This is a genomic window from Cytobacillus citreus, from assembly GCF_018343665.1.
In the GTDB taxonomy this organism is placed as follows: domain Bacteria; phylum Bacillota; class Bacilli; order Bacillales; family Cytobacillaceae; genus Cytobacillus; species Cytobacillus citreus.
The window spans coordinates 514,494-539,677 of record NZ_JAGYPM010000002.1; the positions used below are offsets into that span (position 1 = coordinate 514,494).

Annotated in this window: 26 protein-coding genes; 25 read left to right on the forward strand and 1 reads right to left on the reverse strand. The window is 36.7% G+C overall.

Annotated elements, in window-relative coordinates; genetic code table 11:
• The 23 genes from KHA94_RS08555 to prfB all read left to right on the forward strand — a co-directional run bounded on the left by KHA94_RS08555 (position 1) and on the right by prfB (position 22,667).
• The gene (locus tag KHA94_RS08555; RefSeq protein ID WP_213101715.1) at positions 1 to 486 is read left to right on the forward strand and encodes a flagellar protein FlgN; all 486 of its coding nucleotides are present in this window, start codon (positions 1 to 3) and stop codon (positions 484 to 486) included.
• A gap of 18 nt (positions 487 to 504) precedes the next feature.
• Positions 505 to 2,073, forward strand: a complete 1,569-nt coding sequence (gene flgK, locus KHA94_RS08560) for a flagellar hook-associated protein FlgK (protein ID WP_213101716.1) — start codon at positions 505 to 507, stop codon at positions 2,071 to 2,073.
• A 9-nt stretch (positions 2,074 to 2,082) separates the two neighbouring features.
• Complete coding sequence (gene flgL / locus KHA94_RS08565; RefSeq protein WP_213101717.1) at positions 2,083 to 2,973, forward strand: flagellar hook-associated protein FlgL; 891 nt, start codon at positions 2,083 to 2,085, stop codon at positions 2,971 to 2,973.
• A 343-nt stretch (positions 2,974 to 3,316) separates the two neighbouring features.
• Positions 3,317 to 3,868, forward strand: a complete 552-nt coding sequence (locus KHA94_RS08570; protein WP_213101718.1) for a DUF6470 family protein — start codon at positions 3,317 to 3,319, stop codon at positions 3,866 to 3,868.
• Positions 3,869 to 3,887: 19 nt separating this feature from the next.
• Positions 3,888 to 4,337 (forward strand): flagellar assembly protein FliW, encoded by a 450-nt coding sequence (gene fliW, locus KHA94_RS08575; RefSeq protein ID WP_213101719.1) that lies wholly within the window; start codon positions 3,888 to 3,890, stop codon positions 4,335 to 4,337.
• A 2-nt stretch (positions 4,338 to 4,339) separates the two neighbouring features.
• Positions 4,340 to 4,564 (forward strand): carbon storage regulator CsrA, encoded by a 225-nt coding sequence (gene csrA / locus KHA94_RS08580; protein WP_213101720.1) that lies wholly within the window; start codon positions 4,340 to 4,342, stop codon positions 4,562 to 4,564.
• 127 nt (positions 4,565 to 4,691) lie between these two features.
• Positions 4,692 to 5,510, forward strand: coding sequence for a flagellin N-terminal helical domain-containing protein (locus tag KHA94_RS08585; protein WP_213101721.1), 819 nt, complete (start codon positions 4,692 to 4,694; stop codon positions 5,508 to 5,510).
• Between the two features lie 133 nt (positions 5,511 to 5,643).
• Positions 5,644 to 7,521 carry a glycosyltransferase family 2 protein gene (locus KHA94_RS08590; RefSeq protein WP_213101722.1) on the forward strand — a complete coding sequence of 626 codons (1,878 nt, stop codon included), beginning with the start codon at positions 5,644 to 5,646 and terminating at the stop codon, positions 7,519 to 7,521.
• A 51-nt stretch (positions 7,522 to 7,572) separates the two neighbouring features.
• On the forward strand, positions 7,573 to 7,704 hold the full coding sequence (locus tag KHA94_RS26640) for a methyltransferase domain-containing protein (RefSeq protein WP_213102255.1): 132 nt from the start codon (positions 7,573 to 7,575) through the stop codon (positions 7,702 to 7,704).
• A gap of 799 nt (positions 7,705 to 8,503) precedes the next feature.
• Positions 8,504 to 8,647 (forward strand): hypothetical protein, encoded by a 144-nt coding sequence (locus KHA94_RS08600; RefSeq protein WP_213101723.1) that lies wholly within the window; start codon positions 8,504 to 8,506, stop codon positions 8,645 to 8,647.
• 174 nt (positions 8,648 to 8,821) lie between these two features.
• A complete protein-coding gene (locus KHA94_RS08605) occupies positions 8,822 to 9,445 on the forward strand; it encodes a tetratricopeptide repeat protein (protein WP_213101724.1) in 624 nt (207 codons plus the stop codon).
• Between the two features lie 55 nt (positions 9,446 to 9,500).
• On the forward strand, positions 9,501 to 9,860 hold the full coding sequence (gene flaG / locus KHA94_RS08610) for a flagellar protein FlaG (RefSeq protein WP_213101725.1): 360 nt from the start codon (positions 9,501 to 9,503) through the stop codon (positions 9,858 to 9,860).
• A gap of 15 nt (positions 9,861 to 9,875) precedes the next feature.
• On the forward strand, positions 9,876 to 11,378 hold the full coding sequence (gene fliD, locus KHA94_RS08615) for a flagellar filament capping protein FliD (RefSeq protein WP_213101726.1): 1,503 nt from the start codon (positions 9,876 to 9,878) through the stop codon (positions 11,376 to 11,378).
• A 41-nt stretch (positions 11,379 to 11,419) separates the two neighbouring features.
• Positions 11,420 to 11,815, forward strand: coding sequence for a flagellar export chaperone FliS (gene fliS, locus KHA94_RS08620; protein WP_213101727.1), 396 nt, complete (start codon positions 11,420 to 11,422; stop codon positions 11,813 to 11,815).
• Complete coding sequence (gene fliT / locus KHA94_RS08625; protein ID WP_213101728.1) at positions 11,816 to 12,169, forward strand: flagellar protein FliT; 354 nt, start codon at positions 11,816 to 11,818, stop codon at positions 12,167 to 12,169. It abuts the gene before it with no gap.
• A 258-nt stretch (positions 12,170 to 12,427) separates the two neighbouring features.
• Positions 12,428 to 14,434, forward strand: coding sequence for a hypothetical protein (locus KHA94_RS08630; protein WP_213101729.1), 2,007 nt, complete (start codon positions 12,428 to 12,430; stop codon positions 14,432 to 14,434).
• Positions 14,431 to 14,754, forward strand: a complete 324-nt coding sequence (locus KHA94_RS08635; RefSeq protein WP_249365405.1) for an EscU/YscU/HrcU family type III secretion system export apparatus switch protein — start codon at positions 14,431 to 14,433, stop codon at positions 14,752 to 14,754. The genes KHA94_RS08630 and KHA94_RS08635 overlap by 4 nt, the downstream gene beginning before the upstream one ends.
• A gap of 13 nt (positions 14,755 to 14,767) precedes the next feature.
• Positions 14,768 to 15,208 (forward strand): YaaR family protein, encoded by a 441-nt coding sequence (locus KHA94_RS08640; protein ID WP_213101730.1) that lies wholly within the window; start codon positions 14,768 to 14,770, stop codon positions 15,206 to 15,208.
• 92 nt (positions 15,209 to 15,300) lie between these two features.
• Positions 15,301 to 15,501, forward strand: a complete 201-nt coding sequence (locus KHA94_RS08645; protein ID WP_213101731.1) for a putative motility protein — start codon at positions 15,301 to 15,303, stop codon at positions 15,499 to 15,501.
• A 575-nt stretch (positions 15,502 to 16,076) separates the two neighbouring features.
• Entirely contained in the window at positions 16,077 to 16,628 is a 552-nt protein-coding gene (hpf, locus tag KHA94_RS08650) for a ribosome hibernation-promoting factor, HPF/YfiA family (protein WP_213101732.1), read from the forward strand.
• Between the two features lie 125 nt (positions 16,629 to 16,753).
• Positions 16,754 to 18,364, forward strand: a complete 1,611-nt coding sequence (locus KHA94_RS08655; RefSeq protein ID WP_213101733.1) for a gamma-glutamyltransferase family protein — start codon at positions 16,754 to 16,756, stop codon at positions 18,362 to 18,364.
• A 340-nt stretch (positions 18,365 to 18,704) separates the two neighbouring features.
• On the forward strand, positions 18,705 to 21,212 hold the full coding sequence (secA, locus tag KHA94_RS08660; RefSeq protein WP_213101734.1) for a preprotein translocase subunit SecA: 2,508 nt from the start codon (positions 18,705 to 18,707) through the stop codon (positions 21,210 to 21,212).
• Positions 21,213 to 21,565: 353 nt separating this feature from the next.
• A protein-coding gene (gene prfB, locus KHA94_RS08665; RefSeq protein WP_213101735.1) for a peptide chain release factor 2 occupies positions 21,566 to 22,667 on the forward strand; the annotation gives its coding sequence in 2 pieces (ribosomal slippage) (positions 21,566 to 21,637 and positions 21,639 to 22,667; 1,101 coding nt in all).
• A 130-nt stretch (positions 22,668 to 22,797) separates the two neighbouring features.
• Here prfB and KHA94_RS08670 read toward each other — a convergent pair.
• Positions 22,798 to 23,235 carry a DUF4349 domain-containing protein gene (locus KHA94_RS08670; protein ID WP_213101736.1) on the reverse strand — a complete coding sequence of 146 codons (438 nt, stop codon included), beginning with the start codon at positions 23,233 to 23,235 and terminating at the stop codon, positions 22,798 to 22,800.
• 290 nt (positions 23,236 to 23,525) lie between these two features.
• On the opposite strand from KHA94_RS08670, the gene KHA94_RS08675 reads away from it, so the two are divergent.
• Positions 23,526 to 24,392, forward strand: a complete 867-nt coding sequence (locus KHA94_RS08675) for a YitT family protein (protein ID WP_213101737.1) — start codon at positions 23,526 to 23,528, stop codon at positions 24,390 to 24,392.
• Between the two features lie 55 nt (positions 24,393 to 24,447).
• Positions 24,448 to 24,798: a cytochrome c551 gene (gene cccB / locus KHA94_RS08680; RefSeq protein ID WP_213101738.1), complete on the forward strand. Its 351-nt coding sequence runs from the start codon at positions 24,448 to 24,450 to the stop codon at positions 24,796 to 24,798.
• The last annotated feature ends 386 nt before the right edge of the window (positions 24,799 to 25,184 follow it).

Below are 25,184 nucleotides of genomic sequence, written 5' to 3' on the forward strand. Positions count from 1 at the left end.
ATGTCCGCCGAAGCATTAATCGCATCCATAGAGAAATTGCTTAAGCTCCATAGAAGCCTTTACGAGCTTGCAATAAAAAAAACAGACATCATTAAAAACGGGGACATGGAAGCCCTCAGTCAGATGCTAAACGACGAGCAAACACATATCACGGCGATAGAACACATGGAAAAGGAACGGCAAAGGGCCGCAAAAGCTCTAGCTCCTCAAAACGAGCAGCCAAAGGTTTCGGATTGTACTAAAAGCTTAGAAGTTAATGATCAGGATAAGTTTGCTAGATTAACAGATGAACTTGTACATCTTATTTTTAATCTGAAAGAGCAAAATTATTTAAACCAACAGCTTATTTATCAGTCTCAGCAATTCGTTAATCTTTCCATGAGTCTGCTTCGCCCCCAAACGGAAAATATAAACTACGGACCACCAACAAAAAATATAAAGCCTTCCGATCAAAACGCCCAAGGAATGTTTAACTCAAAAGCATAATAGGACGGAGGAAAAATCATGCGACCAACTTTTATGGGACTTGAAACGGCTCGCCGAGGCATGTTCACTCAGCAAAGCGCGTTGTATACAACAGGTCATAATATTTCAAATTCGAATACACCGGGGTTCTCGCGACAACGGATTAATTTTCAACCAACCTTGCCGTATCCAGGTATTGGAATGGACCGCCCCTATCTGCCAGGCCAAATGGGGACTGGGGTAGAGGCGGGAAGTGTTGAGAGGATCCGTGACAGCTTCATTGATTCTAGATATAGAAGTGAGAATAATCAATTGGGTTTTTATGGAACTAAATCAGATGCATTGACTCGAATGGAAGATGTCATGAACGAGCCCACATCTGAGGGACTATCTGCGGCTATGGATAATTTCTGGAATTCCTTACAAACATTAGGTACAAATCCAAACGAGAGTGGAGCTAGAGAGAGTGTATTAGCACAAGGAAATGCGATTGCGGATACCTTTAATTATCTTTCAACCTCTCTTAATTCTATCCGTGGAGACTTGAAGCAGAGTATTCAAGTAAGCGTTGAAAAAATAAATACACTAGCTTTTCAGATTAATGCAATTAATAAACAAATTAGTCAGGTAGAACCTCATGGGGATCTGCCAAATGATTTATATGATGAAAGAGATCGTCTAGTTGATGAGCTCTCACAACTAGTGGATATCAAGGTAACGAGACAGCCTAGTGGAGGAATACCATCACCTATTGCAGAGGGAACATACAAAATTGAAATATTAGGTCCTTCTGGCAAGAGCTTAGGAACACTCGTAGATAAAACGACGATAAACGGTGAACCAAACAGATTATCTTCCAAAGAGGATAGTGATGGTTACATAGAATCTTTAACGATTGGCTCCGGTTCACCAATTGCAGTAGAAAATTTTTCAAAGGGCTCTCTAAAGTCGAATATCGAAATGTATGGGTATGTAAATAAATCAGGGGCTCAGGTTGGAAGATACCCAGCCATGATAGACCAGCTGGATAAGATAGCCTTTACTTTACTTAAGGAATTTAATCATATTCATAAAGAGGGATTTGATTTAGACGGCAACGATGGTAATGACTTTTTTAATGATCTAACGGATTATAAAGGTGCAGCGGGCAAAATTTCAGTGGCAATCACCAATCCGAATGAAATTGCCGCTTCATTTACCGGCAAAGGAAATGGAGATAATGCCTATAAGCTGGCGGATGTACTAAGAAAGGATCTTTCTGCATTTGAAGCAAAGATTACCGATCCTGCTACAGGCGACCCAATTGATCTAAAGGATTATGCTCAGACTACTTTGAAGATGAGCGGAAATATTAAATCGTTCTACGGAGGGATCATTTCTTCCCTAGGAGTAGAGACAAAAGAAGCGAATGTATTAACAAAAAACACCTTAATATTATTGGATTCTGTCGACTTTCAACGGCAAGCGGTTTCAGCTGTATCGCTGGATGAAGAAATATCGAATCTAATTAAATTCCAGCATGCTTATAATGCTTCAGCAAGAAATATTACAGTTATTGATGAAATGCTAGACAAAATTATTAATGGCATGGGCGTAGTCGGAAGGTAGGGATAATAAATGCGTGTAACACAATCGATGCTGACAAATAATATGCTGAGAAATTTAAGCAGCAGTTATCAAAAATTAGGTAAATATCAGGAACAGTTAGGTTCTCAAAAGAAGATTTCACGGCCATCTGATGATCCGGTTGTTGTTTTTAAAGGGATTTCATACAGGACAAGTGTTAATGATGTTTCGCAATACAAGAAAAATATGTCTGAGGTCAATGTATGGCTTGAAAATACCGAGGATGCACTCGAAAAGGCTGGTGCATCTATCCATCGGTTAAGTGAATTAATAAATCAAGCAAATACAGGAACTGTAACGGATTCAGATCGGCAAAAAATAGAAGATGAAATCGAGGAGATCAAAAAGCAGCTCGTTTCGATTGCTAATACAAAAATTTCAGGAAAGTATATTTTTAATGGTTCAGATATTTATAATGCTCCGGTTTCTTTTGATGCATCAAATAAAATTCAGACAAACTACAATAGAGATCCCATTAATATCGAAGTTTCTGCTGGAATCAAGCTTCAAGTCAATTATTTAGGAGAAGATGTCTTCGGATCAGGAACAGGCGGATTATTTAAAGATCTTGAAGATCTGCAAGATGCATTGAAAAACGGAAATGACCCAGATTTAGGGAATTTTATAGATGGTTTTCAACAACATTTAGACACGGTCAATTCCGCACGATCTAGTATTGGTGCAACAATGAACCGTGTAGAGATGATTCAAGATCGCCTAGACTCACAAGAAATTATTTCTACTAAAACAATGTCAGAAAATGAAGATATTGATGTAGAAAAAGTCATATTAGATCTAATAACACAGGAAAGTGTTCATAGAATGGCACTAAGTGTAGGTTCTAGAATTATCCAACCAACTTTAGTAGACTTTTTAAGATAAGAATAAAGCTATCTTTATAGATAGCTTTTCTTTCTATATTAATTGAGATTCTAACTAATGTGAGTATTCTTTTTTAGAGTTAGAGAAATGTCTAGCTCCAGCGCCTACCCCCGACGTACAGGACGTACTAGTGTCGACAATGCGACAGGAAGTCGCGTTTTTGTCGACCTCGAGGTCACAAGCCAATCCTCCCAGAAAGGTAAAGAGCACCTTTCCGTGAGGCTCGTCTTGTGCTTGTCGGGGGTGACCACTAAGGAAAGCTCCTTAGAATAATCATCGCAGGAACAATCTGGTTTTTGATTGTTCCGAAGGCGCTTGCGCTTTTCTAATAGGAGATAAGTATATGCAAATACCTCAAATTCGTATGGAATCACAAGCCGGTAGAATAGGATTAAATATCAATAAACCCATTCAATCTATTGAGCAGCCACAAGCTGATTTGAGTATTGAACAACCTCCAGCTGAAATGACGATAAACCGTCAGCCTAGTAGATTAACCATTGATCAGACACTTGCACGAGAAAATCTTGATCTAAAGTCTGTTTTTAAAAGAGTTGAAGAAAATGCACAGCTAGGTTATCAAACATTAATGAATTATATTAGTAAAACGGTTCAAGAGGGTGATGAGCTAATGATGATTGAAAATGGCGGAACCCCGATTGCCAATAATGGGGTACGTGCACTCGAGCATGAGTCTGTATTTAACACAGGGAATACTCCTTCGCAAGAAAGTGTTAAAGTGGAATATAAGCCTGCCAAGGTAGATATTGAATGGAAGCGAAATAGACCGAATATTCAAGTGCAAATCAATCGTCCAATTCATGAATACACACCAGGTCCTGTTGACGTTTATATGCAGCAATATCCTTCATTGAAAATAGATTTTACATTATAAAATCAGAGTGGTGATAAGAGTGAAAATTAAAACAAGGTACCACGAAGAAATCGAAGTGAACAAAGAGGATAAGATTGTTTTTAGCAGTGGAATACCAGGATTTCCAGAGGAAAAGGAATTTATCGTCCTTCCGCTTAGTGATGATTCGCCATTCAGCATCCTCCAGTCAATTAATAATGAAGACCTAGGTTTTGTTATTGCTGAACCGTTCTCTTTCTATAAAGACTATGAATTTGATCTTGAAGAATCGGTTGTAACTCAACTAAATATTGTAGAAAAAACAGATATCCAAATCTATTCAATAGTTACTCTAGGAGAATCCCTATCTACATCTACGATTAATCTACAAGCTCCAGTTATTATTAATAGAAAAAAAAATACAGGGAAACAAGCCATTTTAAATACAGATACTTATCATACGAAGCATCCGTTAGTTAAAAAAATAAATGAAAAAAGTCAGGAGGGATAACGATGCTAGTTCTAACAAGAAGAAAGAACGAAAGTGTTATCCTAAATGAAAATATCGAAATCACCATTTTGGAAATTGACGGAGAACAAATAAAGCTCGGAATAAAGGCACCAAAAGACGTTGAGATCCTTCGTAAAGAAATAATCCTAAAAATCGAAGAAGAAAATATGAACGCGCTAAGAGGAAATTTTGACCTAAAAAAAATATTAAAAGAAAAAACAAAATAAATGTAAAAACTTCTAAAATCCTGTCGATATAATTATTAGTTACATAGGAATTTAGTCGGCCGACAATTACTATGTCAAATAAACCACATGGAAGTGGGAACTTTCAAACTCAAGGAGGAAATTAAAAATGAGAATTAACCACAATATCTCAGCGATGAACACTCATCGTCAATTAACTTACAACAACGACGCATCTTCTAAATCTATGGAGAAATTATCTTCTGGCTACCGTATCAACCGTGCAGCTGACGATGCAGCTGGTCTTGCAATCTCTGAAAAAATGCGTAACCAAATCCGTGGATTAGACCAAGCATCAGCTAACTCTCAAGATGCTATCTCTTTAATCCAAACTGCTGAAGGTGCATTAAACGAAACTCATGCAATGCTTCAACGTATGGCTGAGTTAACTACAAAAGCTGCGAACGAAACGATTACTCAATCTGATGCAGATAAAATTCAAGCTGAAATTTCTCAATTAACTGAACAAATTGACAGTATTGCGACTCAAACTAAATTTAATACTAAGGAATTATTAAATGATGGTACAAAGACATTGACTTTCCAAGTTGGAGCTAACGGTGGAGAAACAATCACTTTAAGTTTAGTTGATGCAACTTCAGCTGGTCTTGGACTTGGCGGTCTTACTGATTTAGATGCATCCAACGTTACTGCAAGTGATAACTTAGAATTAATTCAAAATGCAATCAATACAGTATCTGAATCTCGTTCTAATTTCGGTGCTGTACAAAACCGCTTAGAGCATACAATCAATAACCTAGGTACAACTTCTGAGAATTTACAAGCTGCTGAATCTCGTATCCGTGACGTAGATATGGCAAAAGAAATGATGAACATGACTAAGAATAATATTCTTACTCAAGCTGCTCAAGCTATGCTTGCTCAAGCTAACCAACAGCCACAAGGTGTTCTACAACTTTTAAGATAATATAATTTTAATTAATGCTGGATCCTATCAAATAGGGTCCAGCTTTTTTATTTGGAAAATTATTCCTCTAAAATTATTTATAGTTTTACCGATATAAATAGTAGAATATGTCGAAAATTAGGAGTAAATTAAGATGATGGAAAAAACGATTACTTTATGTATGATCGTCAAAAACGAGGAGAAATTTTTAGAGAGATGTTTATCTAGTGTTAAGAGTAAGGTAGATGAAATAATTATAGTAGATACGGGATCTACTGATGGAACAATAGAGATAGCGAGTAAATTTAAAGCAAAAGTCTATAATTTGGAGTGGAAAGCAGATTTTTCTTTTGCAAGAAATTTTTCATTAGAAAAAGCCACTTCAGATTACATATTAGTTTTAGATGCGGATGAATATTTGGATGATTCCAGTAATCTTGAAAAAGTGCTGGAGACTGAAAAAGATCATTATACTGTTCGAATAAAAAACTATCTTTCAAGTGGAGGAGCAATTTATCATCCGGCAGTTAGATTATTTAAAAACAATAGAGGATTACAATACTTTGGGAAAATCCATGAGCACTTAAATGTAGAAGATAAATCACTAAATTTGACTCATGAATTTGGTGATTTAATTATCAATCATGAAGGTTATAAGGACGAAATCGTAAAGGAAAAAAATAAACACGAACGAAATATTAAAATATTACTTGATGAAGTTGAAAAAAATCCTAGTGGCTACAATTATTATAATTTAGGAAATCAATATAAATCGAATGAAGAACTTGATAAAGCACTGGATGCCTATCAAATTGCTTTTCCTCTTTCGAAGGATCGCCTATATATTCAATATCTTCTTTATAATATGATTGATTGTTTAAGGCAACTAGAACGCTTTGAGGAAGCGTTGAATGTTGTAGATGCGTCAATAGAAAGTTTCCCAAATCATACAGACTTTCATTTTATGAAAGGTAGAATATACGAAGAATTAAATTATCTTCAAGATGCTGAACAGGCCTATAAACAATGCCTTAAGCTAGGTGAAGTAGAATTATTTCAAACATTAGAAGGGGTTGGAAGCTTTTTAGCGTGTGTAAGATTAGGAAGTATTTATATTAAGCAGGGGCAAACTTTAAAGGCATTTGATATGGCGATTGAGGCGATAAAATTCAATAAATATCATATGCCTGCATTAGTAATGTATTTAGAGGTTGTACAAAAAACAAGAATACCTTTTGATCAGGTAAAAGAGCATTTAAGTAGTATATTTCCTGTACAGAATATTACTGATCTTAGAAATCTCATTATTGTGTTAACCGTTTCCAAAAGTCCACTTTTAAAAGAGTATTTAGAAATGTATCAAGTAAAAGTTGATTCATCCGTACTTGGAATTTCAAAGCTCTATGCCAAAGAATATGAAGAGGCATATGAAATTTGGTCATCCATTGAACATATTGAAGCTAGCGAAGTTAATGACTTGATTCTACTTAGTTTTCTGCTTAATCAAAATCAACTTCTTGTTAAGTGTAAAAATAAAATTAATATAAGTTCTAAGGAATGGAGAATCCTAAATAAAGTTGTTAACGGTGAAGAAGTTGAGGGACAGCATTTAAGCAATGAGTTGGAAGAGATTTTTTTATTTATAATTGAAAAATTAATCTATATGAATGAAGAAAAAAAGTTTAATTCTATTATTAAAATTCTACTAACATTTCCAAATAGTAGTTTAAAGATAGCTGAATTATTAAATAGAAATGGTTTGTCCCAAGCTGCTCAGAATATTTTATTAGAAGATTATAATACTTCTGCAAATAATCCTCTTATAGTTGAGCTACTTGCTGATACTTGTGTTAAGCAGAAACAGTACGTCGAAGCACTCTCCTTTTATGACCGTGTAATAAGTTTAAAAAGTAAGTACGAGCTTTATGAAAAAGTTTTTCATGTATATGAAGAACTGAATGATAAAGAAGGTATGACGTTAGTAAAAAATGAAATAGAACGTAAATATCCATTAGCTAAATGGGTTAAATAGATTTTTGATAAAAGGATGAGATGATGAAAACGAGTATCGTTATTTTAACCTATAAAGACTTACAAAGAAGAGAATCTAGATTTACTTGTTGGAGATGTTAATAATATAAACTTTAATGACGAATCTTTTGATGTTGTGGTGTCTTTTGAAACAATTGAGCATATCGAAAATGTTTTAATCTAATAAAAGAATCTGCAAGGGTCTTAAAAGATGAGGGGATTTATATTGTATCTACACCAAATAGAGAAATAACAAACCCAGGGATTACTAGAGATGAGAAGCCTTTAAATCGATTTCATGAGTTTGAATATAATATAAATGAATTTGTTGGAGAATTACTAATGGAATATGACCTGTTAGATTTATAAGGACAAACTTTTATTTATGATGAAGACAATTATTATAATCAAATTATTAGGCAAGTAAGGCAAATAGGATATGTGAAAAATGCAAAACCAACTTACTTTGTGTGTTTGTAGAAAGAAAAAAAAGATTTGAATTTGAAGAAGCTGTTTCAAGCAAGAAAGTAGTAAGGAGTCAGGATCAAATAATCACACAACAAAATAGCCAATTTTGATTTTTGGGGTGAAAATTCATGGATAGATAAGGATGCTGAAATCGTAGGAGCTGAAGTTATTTCAATAGGAAAAAACAATAGCTTGAGTAAAAATACAGGTTAAGTTGGTTAATAATAATACGGATTATGACTTTAATGACAAGGAAAAAATAATGAATTTAATTCTCTAAGTTCAATAAATGTTTATGGAAGTTCATAATTAGTTGGTGAAATATAGTTAAGGACAACTTTTAAAGAAAAAACAAAAGATCTTTTCATTTTATTAAGCTGTGGAGCAAATTCTAATCCGCAGCTTTTAGATTTTTTACCCTATTGATTGTGAGGTACAAAGGTTGATAGATAAATAACCACTTTTTCTCCAATTCAAAAATTCCACCCCAAGTCGATATTAAAGCAGATAATACGATGGAATTTGCAAAGACAAATTGTGCTAGAGTCTATGAATATAAATGGATAAACGATTTTTCATCAGCCCCTAATTTTGCCTTGTCTAAATCAAACTCAGACTGGAGCCTAATTCTTGATGCTGATGAGCAGATTATGGGCTAAGACAAGGACAAATTGAATTGATTGCTTCAAATTGATAAATTCGTCGGGAAAATTAATATAAAAAGCAATTTTATCCAAAACAATGAAGAACGGTATTCACAAATATATATTTCTCGATTACTGCCAAAAGGTGCTTATTATTCCGGGAAAATTCATGAACAGGTGGTATCTAATTTGCCTCGAATTGAGTTGCCTATTGATGTATTCCATACAGGTTATTTTCAAACAGATAAATCAGAGCGTAATCTTACTATTTTAAAAGAAGAGTTGTCTAACAATCCAAAGAATGCTTATATCTTATATCAGCTTGCTCGACAATATAAAACAATGAGTCTTTTTCAGGAAGCAGCCAATTTTTTTAAGAAAAGTTATCAGGTAGCTGATCGTTCAGAGGAATACTTTACAGATTTGGTCGTCAATTATATATATACATTAATCGAACTAAAACAATACTATCCAGCGTTTGAAATTATCGACCAAATGAATGTCCCTTTAGGGAACAGTCCTGATTATCAGTTTGTTTGCGGAATTTTTTATATGAATTTTGTGTTAAGTGATACGGCTAAGAATATTGATTTTCTCCCTCTAATTGAGAGATCCTATTTAGTTTGTCTTGCATTAGGAGAACGAAATGAAAGAGAAATTGTATTAGGAACAGGCTCGTTCCTTGTGGCTTATAATCTAGGCGTTTACTATGAAATGTTTAATCAGAAGGAAAAGGCGAAATATTACTATGAAATTTCTTCGGCATATAACTATATACCTGCAAAAAGCAGATTAATAGCCCTTAAGTGGTAAATATTTTGTAAAATTATCCGATGTAATAAGTAGAACAATGACTAGGGGGAAAAAGATGGGCTCTGTTGATTCAATTTCCAGATCTTCTATTGAGAATATTAGCTTTGAAAGTAATAAATCTGTGAGAGGACAGGGGCAACAATCAAACATCTTAGAACAGCAGCCTGAGAATAATACAGAAAAAGTTATACAAGAAAAGGATTTAGCGCAAGTTGTGACAGATATAAACCAAGTATTAGGAAATACGCATACTTCATTAAAGTATATGTACCACGAAAAATTACAGACGTATTATGTAACTCTTATAAACGATGTAACTAGTGAAACGGTGAGGGAAATACCACCTAAGAAATTGTTAGACATGTATGCAGCGATGAAGGAATATTTAGGATTATTCGTAGATAACAAAATTTAATGGAGGTGTTCTTAAATGGTTAATAACACAATGAGAATTACCGGATTCGCATCTGGTCTTGATACAACTGCGATAATAAGGGATTTAATGAAAGCAGAACGTGCTCCACTGGATAAATTATTTCAGAAAAAGGAATGGATGTCATGGCAGCTGGATGCATACAGAGATGTGAATCTTGAATTTAGTAAATTTCAAAGTAAAGCAGATAAATTGAGATATTCAAGTGGTTTTAATGGATATAAGGCGACTTCTTCTAATACCACTAATGCATTGGTTTCTGCAAAAGGCAATGCGATACAAGGATCATATGAATTGGAAATTAAGCAATTGGCTGAGGTTGCGAAGATTAAATCAGGTTCTGCAATTAATAATACAACTGGGAATGCAGCAAAGGCGACTGATAAAGTATTGATTGAAGGAGAAACTGCATCATTTGATATTACTACAGCAAAAGGGTCAGCAACGATTAATATTGATGATACTGATACTTTTGCATCATTGGCTAACAAAATTGCATCCGCAACTGACAGTATATCAGGAAAGTCCTTAGATTTACGAGCTTCTTTTGATGAAACAACATCTAGCTTTGTGATCACGAGTAAGGAGATGGGGAAAGCGCAAAGCATCGAGTTAAATGATATAACTGGTAATGTTGCTTCTTTAATCTTTAATGGGTCGTCAGCCACTAGCCCTGCTTTTCCACCATTTAGGGTGGAAGGAAAGGATGCGGAAATTAAATTTGATGGAACAGAAATTACCAATTTAACATCGAATAAGGTAACTGTCTACGGTGTTGATTTAACCCTTCTAAAAGCAGGGACTACTACTACAATCAATGTCGAATCCGACACAGAGTCTATCTTCAATAACATTAAAGATTTTGTAGAAAGTTATAATTCTTTAATTGATAGTTTAAATTCGAAAGTGAAAACGCCTCGTAATCGTGATTTTCAGCCATTGACTGATGAGCAAAGAGAGGATTTGTCAGAGAAAGAAGCAGAGAAGTGGGATGAGAAGGCTAAACAAGGGTTATTGTATAACGATCCAATCATTAGAGACGCTTTAACCAATCTTAGAGGGAAAATGAATAATCCTGTTTCAAGTATACCTAGTGACCAGTTTAATTCACTTTCTAAAATTGGTATTTCGACTGCTTATATGTCCAAGGATGGTAAGTTAGATATCAATGAAGATAAATTAAGAAAAGCGATCGCCAAAAATCCAGATGAAGTAGAACGATTATTTACGAGCGATGATGGGATTGCTACGAGAGTATATGATCAAGTTGGTAAAACTATTGATAGTTTGAATAAAAAGGCAGGTCGCCCAAATACCGCGGTAAATCTTGATAATAGCACTCTTGGTAAATCAATAAATGATGTTTCTACTCAAATGAAGACATGGGAAGATAAGCTGAAGATGATCGAAAATCGTTATTGGAAGCAATTTACTGCTATGGAGCAAGCGATTAACAAAATGAACGCACAAAGCAGTTCCATACTTGGTATGTTAGGTTAAAATAAGATGATGAACTTGTTTTTTAGGAGGATATTATAAACATGCAGAAACAATTCGAGACTTATCAACAGAACGCTGTTTTAACTGCTTCTCCTGGTGAATTAACACTTATGCTTTACAATGGATGTTTAAAATTCTTGAACCTAGCGAAAAAAGCTGTTCAAGATAAAAACATCGAGGCGAAGCATACTAATCTTTCTAAAGCACAAAATATAATCTCAGAGTTAATTGTTACTCTCAATTTTGATTATCCTATCTCAAAGGATATGAGAAGGTTATATGACTATATGAATCACAGATTAATAGAAGCGAATATTAAAAATGATACAGAAATCATTAGTGAAGTAGAAGGTTTGGTAACAGAATTCCGCGATACATGGAAAGAAGCATTAATCATCAATCGTAAGAAGCAATATAGTGCAAGTGGGCTTGTTTAAATGGACTGTATCGAACAGCTATATGCGATTACAAATCAGTTAAAGTCTTCTGTTTCAAAAGAGAAACATCGTGATAGAGATCAGCAAATTGAAGAATTAACTAAATACCTTGAAACACGTGGTACAATTTTAGCAAGCATTGACCCAAATTTATTAACAAGTGATGATAAGAGCAAATTGAAAGAGATTCAAGATATTAGTGAAGACATCATAAACCAAATGGAGAAGATCAAGACGTCCATACAGCATGATATCATTCAGGCTAAGAAAGGAATGTCTGCATTTAAGGGATATAATAACGATCCTTATTCTGCTTCATCATTTGATGGACATTATTTTGATCGAAAAAAATGATGTCGACTCCTGAATAAATTGAATGTATTGATTTTACAGGATAACTTTAATGGGGCTGTTTCATAAGTCAACTATTCGGCTTAGAAACAGCCTTTTTGCTTTTCGAAAAACGTTTGTATTTTTTTATGTTTACGAACGACAGGTTTGAAGAGATAAATATAAAAATTAAACTACTATCCTTCAACCATTTCCCCTTTATTTTCCCCACATCCTGTCGATAAAAGCAATAGGACTATTAAAGTACGGAGTGATTTTCCTATGCAAGTGAATAATTTATTATTAGGACAACAATTGCAAATCATTGAAGGCTTTTCAGCCATTCGAGCTGGTGAGGTTGCTCAGGCTTTGATTAAAGAAAGATTCGATCATCATAAAGCAACTGTTTTAATAAAAGGTCAAGAGTATACAGCAAAGTTTGAGGGGAACATTCCTTCAAATGATCGTATTTTCGTTGAGGTTGTTGGTTTTGATGAAAAGGGACAGGCTATTCTTAAACCAATTTCGCAAAATATGACCTCTGATAGCAACCAAAATAAATTAATTAACGATTTGATGGTAAAAATGGGTTTAGATCCTGCTTCACATCCAGAATTAAGAGATGCTATTCACTATTTATCCAATAAAGGATATAGTCTTGATAAGGATGATGTAGCTGCCCTTCAGAAGTTTTTGCAAAAGGGGAGCGGCAGTTATGAAGATAAATTCTCATCAATAAAAGCGTTGGCACAACGGAACTTAGAGATTACGACTACGAATCTTTCTGCCATACACAATGCTCTAAATGGAAAATCAGCTGCTAATGTATTGCTTGATTACTTAGAAGGGTTAAATTTTACATTAGAGCAAGACATAGATGAGCAACTGCCATTTTTGAATAAAAAAGAACAAACAAATCAGCCGTTAAATAGTGTAAAAGAGAATCTGGTTTTGGACACTAATATGGATGAGAGTGAATTTAATCGTACACAAGCTTCTAGTCAGAATGTGGAAAAATTTAATGATCTACAGCCGGAACAAGCTTCTATAAGTAGTGACGTGAAGGAAGAAAGCCAACAAGATCTGAAAACAAACAGTCCAATTACACTATCTCAGTCTGAACAAGCTCTTATCAATGATATTGTTCAACCGCTTCGTTTGGATTCTAAAAATATTTTAGTAACAGAAATTACAAAAAAGCTTTCTCAAATGGCCATTGATTTTAAAAAAGTGAAGCAGGATGCTGTTAAATATTTAGATCATGTTCATCGCAGCTTAGAGGGAAATAATACGAACAATCCTCATCAAGTGAAACAGCTGCTGGAGACAACTATAAATAAATTGGACAATGCTATCTTAAAGGGAAATTATATGCTTTATACGGATATGAGCACGGAGAAGGATTTGTTATCAGCGAGCTCACAATTAGCGAAAGCAAAAGACTTGCTTACTGCAGGAAATTTTGCTGGAGCTAGTCAAATCGTAAAAGAGGTAAAGACTGTACTGAATAACATCCAATTTAAGCCATCGAATACAAAAATGATGCACTTTGTTTCAGAGCAAGGTCTGCTGCAAAAGGAAATGGAATCTCCGAAACAATTATTGACTGAGCTTCAGCAAGCTATTAAGCCGATTTCTGCTCAGGAGCAGTCTGCCAGACAGGTTCTTGAAACTGTTAAGCGCCTAGGGTTAACCCATGAAAATCAAGCCGCTCATGTACTTATGGGATCTTCAAAAGGTGAGGTTGAATCGAATCTTAAAATGTCATTAATGAAAATGATTCAACGAGAGGATGGAAATCCGAGGACCGTTCAATCTATAGAACAAGCTTTAACGAACTTAACGGGCCAACAACTACTAAATAAATCGGATTCGACAAGTATGCAGCAATTATTTATGCAGCTTCCTGTGCTATTAAATGATAAAAATGAAAATGTGAAGGTTTTCATCAATTCTCAAAAGAAGGGTAAAGGGATTGATTGGGAAAACTGCAGTTTATATTTTGTATTAGAAACAAAAAAGCTTGGAAATTTAGGGATATTGGTAAATGCAACGAATCGAAATCTTTCTATTACTTTAAAGAATGATCATGAACAGTTTGCAGAAAAAGCGGATCCATTTACAGAGGAATCTATTCAACGTCTCAATGAAATTGGATATAAAGTAGGTAAAATTCAATTTAAGCCTTTTGAAGAACAAGTGAAGGAAAGAAGTAAAGCAACTACATTACCTAGTGAATCAGCTCCTACACAAAGCTCTTCAGAAGGAGGATATGATTTTAAAGTATGAAGTCACAAAAGTTTTTTAATCAAAATATGCCAAAACAAAGAATTTCTCCATCTAAAGCTAATAATGGCTATGACTTTGAAGATAAGACTGATCCAATTGAATTGGCTAATTATTCAGACCGTTTTGCCCAAAAAATGATCGCTGCTGCTCAAAAAAGTAATATTCCAATCCAAGAGGATTCCACCTTGCTTAAGCATTTGATAGAAGTCGATTTAGGTGATTCTGTTCCTCCGCAATTATATGCGCTAATTGCTGAAATCTTAAATCTGATGGAAGAGATTGAGAAGCCATATTTACAAATAAAGGATATTAATAAATAAAAGGTGTTGAATTATGGAAGTTAATAGAGTTTCTAAAACCTCAATATCTAATCAAATTGGTTCAAAAGAAAAAGTGGCAAAGGATTCTATATCCTTTCAAACTGTCATGGACAGAAATCGTCATGAACAAACATTGGAGCTGCTTCAATCAAAGATAAAGGATATTGAACAACAAGGAGAGAAGCTTGTTGAGCAACGCACTGTTGAAAGCCTTCGGAAATATAAAAAAATGGTTAAAGACTTTATGAATGATGCTGTAAAAAATGGCTTAGAGCTTCAAGAGCATTTTGGATTTAGTCAACGGGGGGCATCTCGAATCCATAAATTGGTTAAAGAAGTGGATAAAAAGCTCATCGATTTAACCAATGAGGTTCTTGATAAAGAATCAAAGTCTTTAGATATCCTTGCCATGGTAGGCGAAATTAAGGGAATGCTAATTAATATTTATACTTGATTCGAATAAAAAGAATTAATCTCACCTCTGACCTCTAGGAAAATACGCAGCTTTATTCCTTAAAAGGAAACAGAAAAAAAGGAGGGCTCTATGTGAATATAGCTCTTATGTCAATGGCACTAAGCCAAAGTCAAGTTCAGCAACAAGCTTCAATATTAGTGATGAAAAAAGCTATGAATCAAGCAGAAGGAAATGCTAATTTTATCAATCAGATGCTAAGCGGAGCAGACTTGCAAGCTCTGCAGAATGCTGCACAACCGCATCTTGGAGGAACCGTCGATTTAAAAGGATAATTTAGCAATCTGGTTGCTCTTTTTCTTGAAAGTATAAAATTCGTCCCTCTAAAGGGGGGCTTTTTGAGGATTTTAGAGTGGAAAAATTTCTACCACAGACCTTTTTGGTGCTGTGGTATTTTTTAATAAGGCTATGTTAAAGCTCAGTATTGATAATGCTAATTTGTTGTTGATTGGAGCAGAAGGTGCGAGATCCTCGAAAATGCTTTCGCATTTCCTTTGAACGGTGTTTATTCAACGTCTAGCGGGAGAAGCGAGTCAAAGGAAGACCCCACAGAAGCGCTCTTCGACGAGGAGGCTTTCGGACCGCCCGCGATCGCTTTAGTGCCTGCAGCGGAAATCAACAGGAATATTCATTTCCTTTGTTTTCTTTTCCCAATACTAATCGTTTACTCTTCACAAAACCGACAAATCCCTCAAACTTTTTCACTGTACTAGCAGGAGTATTATAAGGTAAAATAGAATTGTAACATATAGTCTTTATTAAAAGACTTAGTGCTTTTAAAGGAAGCCGTTAAAAATCGAGCAAGCCTTGAAAGCACAGCATTTGTATAACGAAAAGGAGGAGCTCACTTATGAATTTTAACATTCGTGGTGAAAACATTGAGGTAACTCCAGCAATTAGAGAGTATGTAGAGAAGAAGATTGCTAAATTGGAAAGGTATTTTACTGAAACTCCTGAATCAACCGTACATGTTAATTTAAAAACTTATCAAGATAAAACTTCTAAAGTAGAAGTAACGATTCCGATGCCGAATTTAGTGCTTCGTGCAGAGGAAGTTCATAATGATATGTATGCAGCGATTGATTTAATCACTGATAAATTAGAGCGTCAAATACGCAAGCATAAAACAAAAGTAAACCGTAAATTCCGTGAAAAAGGCAATATTCCTGCTATGTTCGTGACTTTAGATGAATCTGAAAGAACACCTATAGATGACGATCACGATCTTGAAGTTGTTCGCCAAAAGAGCTTTGATTTAAAGCCAATGGACAGTGAAGAAGCAATCCTGCAAATGAACATGTTAGGCCATAGCTTCTATGTGTTCACGAATGCTGAAACAAGCTTAACGAATGTCGTTTACAAGCGCAAAGACGGCCGTTACGGCTTAATTGAAGCACAATAATAGAAAAAAGACCTCCACTTTAGACTGAGTGTAGGTCTTTTTATGCCTTTGGTGGATAAATTTTTCCCTTAATAGTTTTATTATTTGGTATAATCAAAATAATAAAACTATTAAGGGTGATCCCCATGAATTTTGATTTTCATTATTATCCATACACGTCGCAACGAACAACGGTTATGGCCAAAAAAGGAATGATTGCCACCTCACAGCCGCTAGCCGCTCAGGTCGGTTTAGAAATATTAAAAAAGGGTGGAAACGCGATTGATGCCGCGATTGCAACGGGCGCAGCCTTAACGGTCTTAGAGCCGACATCCAATGGCATTGGTGGGGATGCTTATGCGCTTGTTTGGATTAACGGAAAGTTGCATGGATTAGATGCAAGCGGTCCAGCTCCGAAATCGATTTCGATTGAAGCAGTGAAGGAAAGAGGATTTGAAAAAATGCCTGTCCACGGATGGCTGCCTGTTACTGTACCGGGTGCACCATCAGGGTGGGCGGAATTATCGAAACGATTTGGCAAGCTTTCATTTGCGGAAGTACTGAAGCCTGCCATAGAATATGCAGAAAATGGGTACCCTTTGACCCCTACTTTAGGCAAGAATTGGGAGTATGCCTATCAAAATTTTAAGCGAATTCTTAAAGAAGATGAGTTCAAGTATTGGTTTGAAATCTTTGCTCCTAATGGAAGAGCTCCGAGAGTTGGAGAGATCTGGAGTTCAAAAGATCATGCCGAAACATTGAGATCCATTGGGGAAACAAACGCAGAAAGTTTTTACAAAGGGGAACTAGCGGAGAAAATCACCGCATTTTCTAAGAAATATCATGGATTTCTATCTAAGGAGGATTTAGTAGGCTATCAAGCGGAATGGGTGGATCCGATTAAGGTTAATTATCGTGGATACGATGTGTGGGAGATTCCTCCGAGCGGACAAGGATTGATCGCGCTTTTAGCTCTTAATATTGTAAAAGGCTTTTCGTTTTGTCATCGGGATTCTGTTGATACCTTACATAAGCAAATTGAAGCGATGAAGCTTGCTTTTACGGATGGCCGCGCTTTTATTACAGATCCAAGGGATATGAAGGTAGCGGTAGAGGAGCTGTTATCAGAGGAATACGCGGTTTCAAGGAGAGCTGAAATCGGCGAGTATGCCATAATTCCATGGCCGTATCAGCCGAAAAGCGGAGGTACTGTTTATTTGGCCACAGCTGATGAAGAGGGGAATATGGTCTCTTTCATCCAAAGTAATTATATGGGATTTGGCTCAGGGCTAGTTGTTCCGGGGACTGGCATCGCTTTGCAAAATAGAGGGCATGAATTCTCACTTGATCCCCATCATCCTAATTCATTGAAGCCTGGGAAAAAGACGTATCATACAATTATTCCAGGATTTTTAACAAAAGGAGATCAAGCATTTGGTCCTTTCGGAGTAATGGGGGGTTATATGCAGCCGCAAGGGCATATGCAGGTGGTTATGAATACAATTGATTTTCACCTTAATCCCCAAGCTGCTCTAGATGCACCAAGATGGAAATGGGTTGAGAACAAAAAAGTGCTTGTTGAGCCGCATTTTCCCTATCAATTGGCTCAAGCACTTACTAGAAAAGGGCACCAAATTGAAATGATGGTTGATTTAGGCGGCTTTGGCCGCGGGCAAATCATTTGGCGAGATTTAAAAACAGGTGTGTTAATGGGCGGAACAGAGGCGCGCACGGACGGAGCGATTGCTGCGTGGTAAGAGATGAGGAAGGGTTTTGATTATATAAAATGGCTGTGTTAAAGTTTAACGTAGCTAAAAAAATAGAACCTTGCTAGCTGCCTTTAAGATATTAGGCAGCTTTTTTCTTAAGCAATGACTCCCGTTCTCCTGTCCACCCCTCATAAGTTGTCACTCCATTTTGAAAGTGGTAATATTAATAGGAATAAATACGAGCTATCATGGGAGGAATTAGCCGGAAAGCGGCGAAGTTTTAAAAACAGGCCAATTTTGGCCATTTTTAATCGCTTTTTTTTACAAAGCGTTTTGCCTAGGGCTTTCATAATTGTCCTCTCATATCCAATATAAAGGAGCGTTTTAAATGCTTGGAATTTTAAATAAAGTGTTCGATCAAAATAAACGCGAACTAAAACGCCTTACGAAAATAGCTGAACAAGTAGAGGCTTTGGCTTCAGATATGGAAAAGCTTTCAGATGAAGACCTTCGGGCAAAAACGGAGGAATTTAAAGCACGTTATCAAAAGGGTGAGTCATTAGATGATTTACTAGTTGAAGCGTTTGCGGTTGTTAGAGAAGGAGCGAGACGTGTCCTTGGATTATATCCGTATCCTGTCCAAATCATGGGGGGTGCTTCCCTTCACGATGGAAATATTTCCGAGATGAAAACAGGGGAAGGGAAAACATTAACTTCTACGATGCCCATGTATTTGAATGCATTAGCAGGTAAAGGGGCTCACGTCGTTACGGTCAACGAATATCTTGCGAGCCGTGATGCGACTGAGATGGGGCAGCTATATGAATTCCTGGGACTAACGGTCGGTTTGAATTTAAATGGCCTATCTAAAGAAGAGAAACAGGCTGCATATGCTGCTGACATCACGTACAGCACGAATAACGAGCTTGGCTTTGATTACTTGCGCGATAATATGGTTCTTTACAAGGAGCAAAAAGTACAGCGCCCGTTATTTTATGCTGTAATTGATGAGGTTGACTCGATTTTAATTGATGAAGCTCGTACTCCGTTAATTATTTCTGGTACAGCACAAAAGTCGACTTCTCTTTATATTCAAGCAAATGCGTTTGTCCGTACTTTGAAAAAAGAAGAAGATTTTACGTATGATGAAAAAACAAAAGGGGTTCAGCTGACAGAAGAGGGCATGACGAAGGCTGAGCGTGCTTTTGGCATTGACAACTTATTCGATATTACGCATGTTTCTTTAAACCATCATATTACACAGGCATTAAAAGCTCATTCAAGCATGCATCTTGATGTCGATTATGTCGTTCAAGATGGAGAAATTGTCATCGTTGACCAATTCACAGGCCGTTTGATGAAGGGACGTCGCTATAGTGATGGTCTTCATCAGGCAATTGAGGCAAAAGAAGGTCTGGAAATTCAAAATGAAAGCATGACGCTTGCTACGATCACTTTCCAGAACTACTTCCGTATGTATGAAAAGCTTGCGGGAATGACGGGTACTGCGAAAACAGAGGAAGAGGAATTTCGCAATATTTACAATATGTATGTTATTGTGATTCCGACGAATCGTCTGATTGCTCGTGATGATCGTGCAGACTTGATTTATTCATCGATTGATGGAAAATTCCGTGCCGTTGTTGAGGATATTGCTGAACGTAATGAAAAAGGCCAGCCTGTCCTCGTTGGTACCGTTGCGATTGAAACATCAGAAGTGATTTCAAAATATTTAACGAAAAAAGGGATTCGCCATAATGTCTTGAACGCGAAAAACCATGGCCGTGAAGCTGAAATCATTGCCGATGCTGGTGAACAAGGATCCGTTACGATTGCAACGAATATGGCAGGTCGTGGTACGGACATTAAGCTAGGTGAAGGGGTTAAAGAATTAGGGGGCTTAGCCGTCATTGGGACGGAGCGTCATGAGAGCCGCCGGATTGATAACCAGCTCCGCGGACGTTCTGGACGTCAAGGAGATCCGGGGGTTACCCAATTCTATCTTTCAATGGAAGATGAATTAATGCGCCGCTTCGGTTCTGATAATATGAAATCAATGATGGATCGTCTAGGCATGGATGATACACAGCCAATTCAGAGTAAAATGGTGTCCAAGGCTGTTGAATCTGCACAGAGACGTGTTGAGGGCAATAACTTTGATGCTCGTAAACAGCTTCTTTCCTATGATGATGTTCTCCGCCAGCAGCGTGAAATTCTTTATACACAGCGTAACGAAGTATTAGAGTCAGAGAATCTTCGCGAAATCGTTGAGAACATGATTATGGCTAACATTGAGCGTAATGTTGAAGGCTTCGCTCCTAATAACGGAGATGAGGAAGAGTGGAATTTACAAGGTCTGATCGATTTTGTGAATGGAAATCTTCTGCATGAAGGAGATATTACAATCGATCAGCTCCGTGGCAAGGATTCAGAAGAAATCGTTGAAGTCATTTTTGCAAAAGTGAAAGAACGATACGATGAAAAAGAAGAAGTTCTTCAGTCTGAGCAAATGCGAGAATTCGAAAAGGTAATCGTTCTTCGCTCTGTCGATTCGAAATGGATTGATCATATCGATGCGATGGATCAGCTCCGCCAAGGGATCCACCTTCGTGCATATGGACAAATTGATCCGCTCAGAGAATACCAGCAAGAAGGCTTTGCAATGTTTGAGCATATGATTGCTGCTATTGAGGAAGATGTTGCGAAGTATATTATGAAAGCAGAAATTCGCAATAATCTTGAGCGCCAGGAAGTGGCAAAAGGCCAAGCCGTGAATCCAAAGGAAGACGGAGAAAAGGTGAAGAAAAAGCCAGTCACCAAACAAATTGATGTTGGCCGAAATGATCCATGTATATGTGGAAGCGGGAAAAAGTATAAAAACTGCTGTGGCATTTAATAAATAAAGAAGGCCGGCGAGCCGCTAAAGATAGCTAAGCCGGCTTTCTTTTTTCTTTTTTAGAAGGTTGTTTAGGGTTAGGAATTTACAAAAATATACCTTTAATAAAAATAAAATTGACGAACACGAACTTTTATGTGAAATTATTTTAGTGAAGCAGTATAATAAGTATCATGTTTTTAAGCTAATCTGAAAGTTTAGTTTTTTAACGTGCTAAAGTGAAATTGAGACTTTACTTTAGTCTCTGCAAAAAACATCGCATAAGAAAGACTAAGGCATCGCCGGAAAAACTTAGCGAGTGCCAAGTCTTTCTAATAATGGTTACGATTTAAACTAAATAAGAGGTGACGAAATTGGAATTAGCAGAAATTCGCAATGAATTAGAAAAAACAGCTAAGCGATTGGCGGACTTTAGGGGGTCTCTTTGACTTAGAAAATAAAGAGGCACGGATTGCTGAGCTTGATGATACAATGCTTCAGCCTGGATTTTGGGATGATCAGCAGCAGGCGCAGGTTGTAATTGGGGAGCTTAATGGATTAAAGGATCAGGTTCATGAACTATATGATTTAAATGAAACATATGAAAACCTTGAGTTAACATATGAGCTTGTTAAAGAAGAAAATGATCAAGAGCTGCAGGAAGAGCTCGAGAGTGAATTAAAGGAAATGGCGAGGCGCTTGAATGAGTTTGAGCTTCAGCTTCTTCTTAGTGAGCCTTATGATAAAAATAATGCGATTCTTGAACTGCATCCAGGAGCTGGAGGAACGGAGTCTCAGGATTGGGGTTCCATGCTTCTTCGTATGTATACTCGTTGGGCAGAGAAGAAAGGCTTTAAGGTTGAAACATTGGACTATCTCCCGGGTGACGAGGCCGGAATTAAAAGTGTAACACTTGGAATTAAAGGTCACAATGCATATGGATATTTGAAGGCGGAAAAAGGCGTGCACCGTTTAGTAAGGATTTCACCGTTCGACTCTTCTGGTCGCCGACATACTTCCTTCGTTTCCTGTGAGGTCATGCCTGAATTTAATGATGAGATTGATATTGATATTCGCACAGAAGATTTAAAGGTAGACACTTACCGTTCTAGTGGTGCAGGTGGTCAGCACGTAAACACAACAGATTCTGCCGTGAGGATTACCCATATTCCAACCGGAGTTGTCGTTACTTGTCAAACTGAGCGTTCACAAATTAAAAACCGTGAACATGCCATGAAAATGCTTAAAGCAAAGCTTTATCAAAGGAAAATTGAAGAGCAGGAGCAGCAACTCGCGGATATCCGCGGCGAACAAAAGGAAATTGGCTGGGGAAGTCAAATTCGTTCCTATGTTTTCCACCCTTATTCAATGGTAAAGGATCATCGGACAAATACAGAGTCCGGTAATGTTCAAGGAGTTATGGACGGAGAACTTGATCCTTTTATTGATGGATTCCTTCGTTCGAAGTTAAGTTAAAATTAATGCCTTTGCCTAATTTTCAGTTTGGCAAAGGCTTTTTTATGTTGGAAAAATTGGCGTTTGCCTATGAAAGAAATGAGGCAATTACTTGACGTGGAATTTTTCTTACGACTGTATGCACTGCTGCTTAGTGAGTGCCGCTTTTATCATTGAAATCTTTACTATCGTTTTTTTCGCCTGTTAACTTATCAGATATAATGCGAAAGGTTTCTTCATGCTGATCCAGCTTGAACTCGATATGTTTAAAATGGCTTCTAAATTCTGTTGCATTATTTTGAACAGTGTTTTCAAGCTTGTTTAGACCTTTTTCAACATTCTCTAGGTTATTTTCAACATTTCCTAGACGGTCTTCAACATTCTCTAGCTTATTTTCAACATTTCCTAGACGGTCTTCAACATTCTCTAGCTTATTTTCAACATTTACAAAACGGTCTTCAACATTCTCTAGCCTATTTTCAACATTTCCTAATCTTCCTTTTACTTCGCCAAGCTCTTGGTCAACGGTATCAAATCTCTTCGAATGCTCTTTTAACTCGGCCAAAATTTCATTAAGAATATTCTCCATTTTCTCACCTCCTTATCGAGATTATATCACAGAGTCTTAATGAAAAATCCTATCAAAAATTATTTAATAGTTCGAGGGAAAAATCCATAATCTACTACAAAATGAGGTCTAACAATCTAAATCAGTATATTCCTTTAATACAGCAATCAAATGGCATTTACACATGATTATCCCCATGCTATACTCTGTCGGTAACTGTCGAATTAACAAAAAAATTAAGGCTTTTCGAGGCAGTATTTTTCACATGAATAGACGATACTTTGCTGACAGGGAATTAAAGGAGAAGTTGTATGGGAAAAAATAAGCTTGATTCAATAAAAAGCTCAAAATCGGGAATCATTCGAGAATATATTTACGTACTGATTGGTGCTGCTATCATCGCTTTTACTTTTAATGTGTTTTTGCTTCCGAATCGGGTCGCCTCTGGAGGGGTGAGCGGAATTAGTACGATTTTAAATGAGCTTGTTGGTTGGGAGCCTGCGTATGTACAGTGGGCTTTAAATATTCCGCTTTTTATTGCAGGAGTAATCTTACTAGGTAAGCAATTCGGTGTAAAGACACTTGTTGGAACGATTTTTCTTCCTTTTGTCGTTTTTTTAACAAAGGATTTTGAGCCATGGACACATGACCCTTTGTTAGCTTCTTTATTTGGCGGAATCGGGGTTGGTCTAGGTTTGGGAATTGTTTTCAAAGGGAAGGCATCTACTGGCGGGACAGATCTCGCTGCGCAAATTATAAATAAATATACCGGTCTTTCTTTAGGGACATGTGTTGTGATGATTGATGGCTTAATTGTTCTTACAGCAGCGATTGTGTTTGATATTGAAAGAGGCCTTTACGCCTTGCTGGCCCTCTATGTAACAAGTAAAACGATTGATATTGTTCAGATAGGGTTTGGCCGTTCAAAGATGGCATTGATTATTACGGATAAACAAATTGAAGTTCGTGAAGGAATTTTGAATAAAATTCACCGTGGAGTGACAAAACTAACAGCATACGGTGGTTATACTGATCATGAGCGCCCAGTTCTTATGTGTGTCGTTGACCAGACGGAGTTCACAAAGTTGAAACAATTAGTCAAAACCATTGACCCGACAGCGTTTATCGTGGTTACTGACGCTTCTGAGGTGCTTGGTGAGGGTTTCAAACGGGTGTAGAATATTGGTATAATGTAGCTGTAGTATGTAAATTTTCCAGAGGGAGGATTTTGCAGTGAAAAAGAAGCTTCTTGCATTACTTATGGGTACTTCTCTTGTTCTTGCAGCTTGCGGTGGCGCAAATGATGCAGATAAGAAGGACACAGACACAGGTACAACAAATGGTGGAGAAACCACTACAGCTGATGCTGGAGATGCTCAAAAGCTTTATGATCAAAAGTGCTCAAGCTGTCATGGAGGCGACCTTACAGGTGGAGTAGGTCCTGCACTTGATAAAGCAGGCTCTAAGCTTTCCAAGGAAGATATTGAAAACATCCTCGCTAACGGTAAAGGCCAAATGCCTCCTGGACTTCTTAAAGGCGATGAGGCATCAAAGGTTGCTGAGTGGTTAGCCGCTAAAAAGTAATAAGTTCTCAAAAGACGTTCTGTTATTGTTATTGCAGAACGTTTTTTTATTGCTTATGAATAATATTTTTCACTGTCTTTGGATGATAGAGGAAAATGACGGACAGTGGTCTATTTAGCTCTTTTTCAGACCACTTCTCCGCTGAAAACTACGAGTGGTGGTCAATTCAGCTTCCTTTCAGACCTCTTCTCTTCTTAAAAAATAGATTATTATAAAATTAGATAAAATAGGTATATTTTCATATTGAAAAGAAAATGTAATAATTTTTCAACGTAATAAGACAAATTATGATGTTATAATGGGGTGTATGGAATTTTCCAAGAGCATCGTAGTTATTTTCCGGTCGAATTTTGTCGTTTTTTAGCGAATGAAGTTTTCATAATATG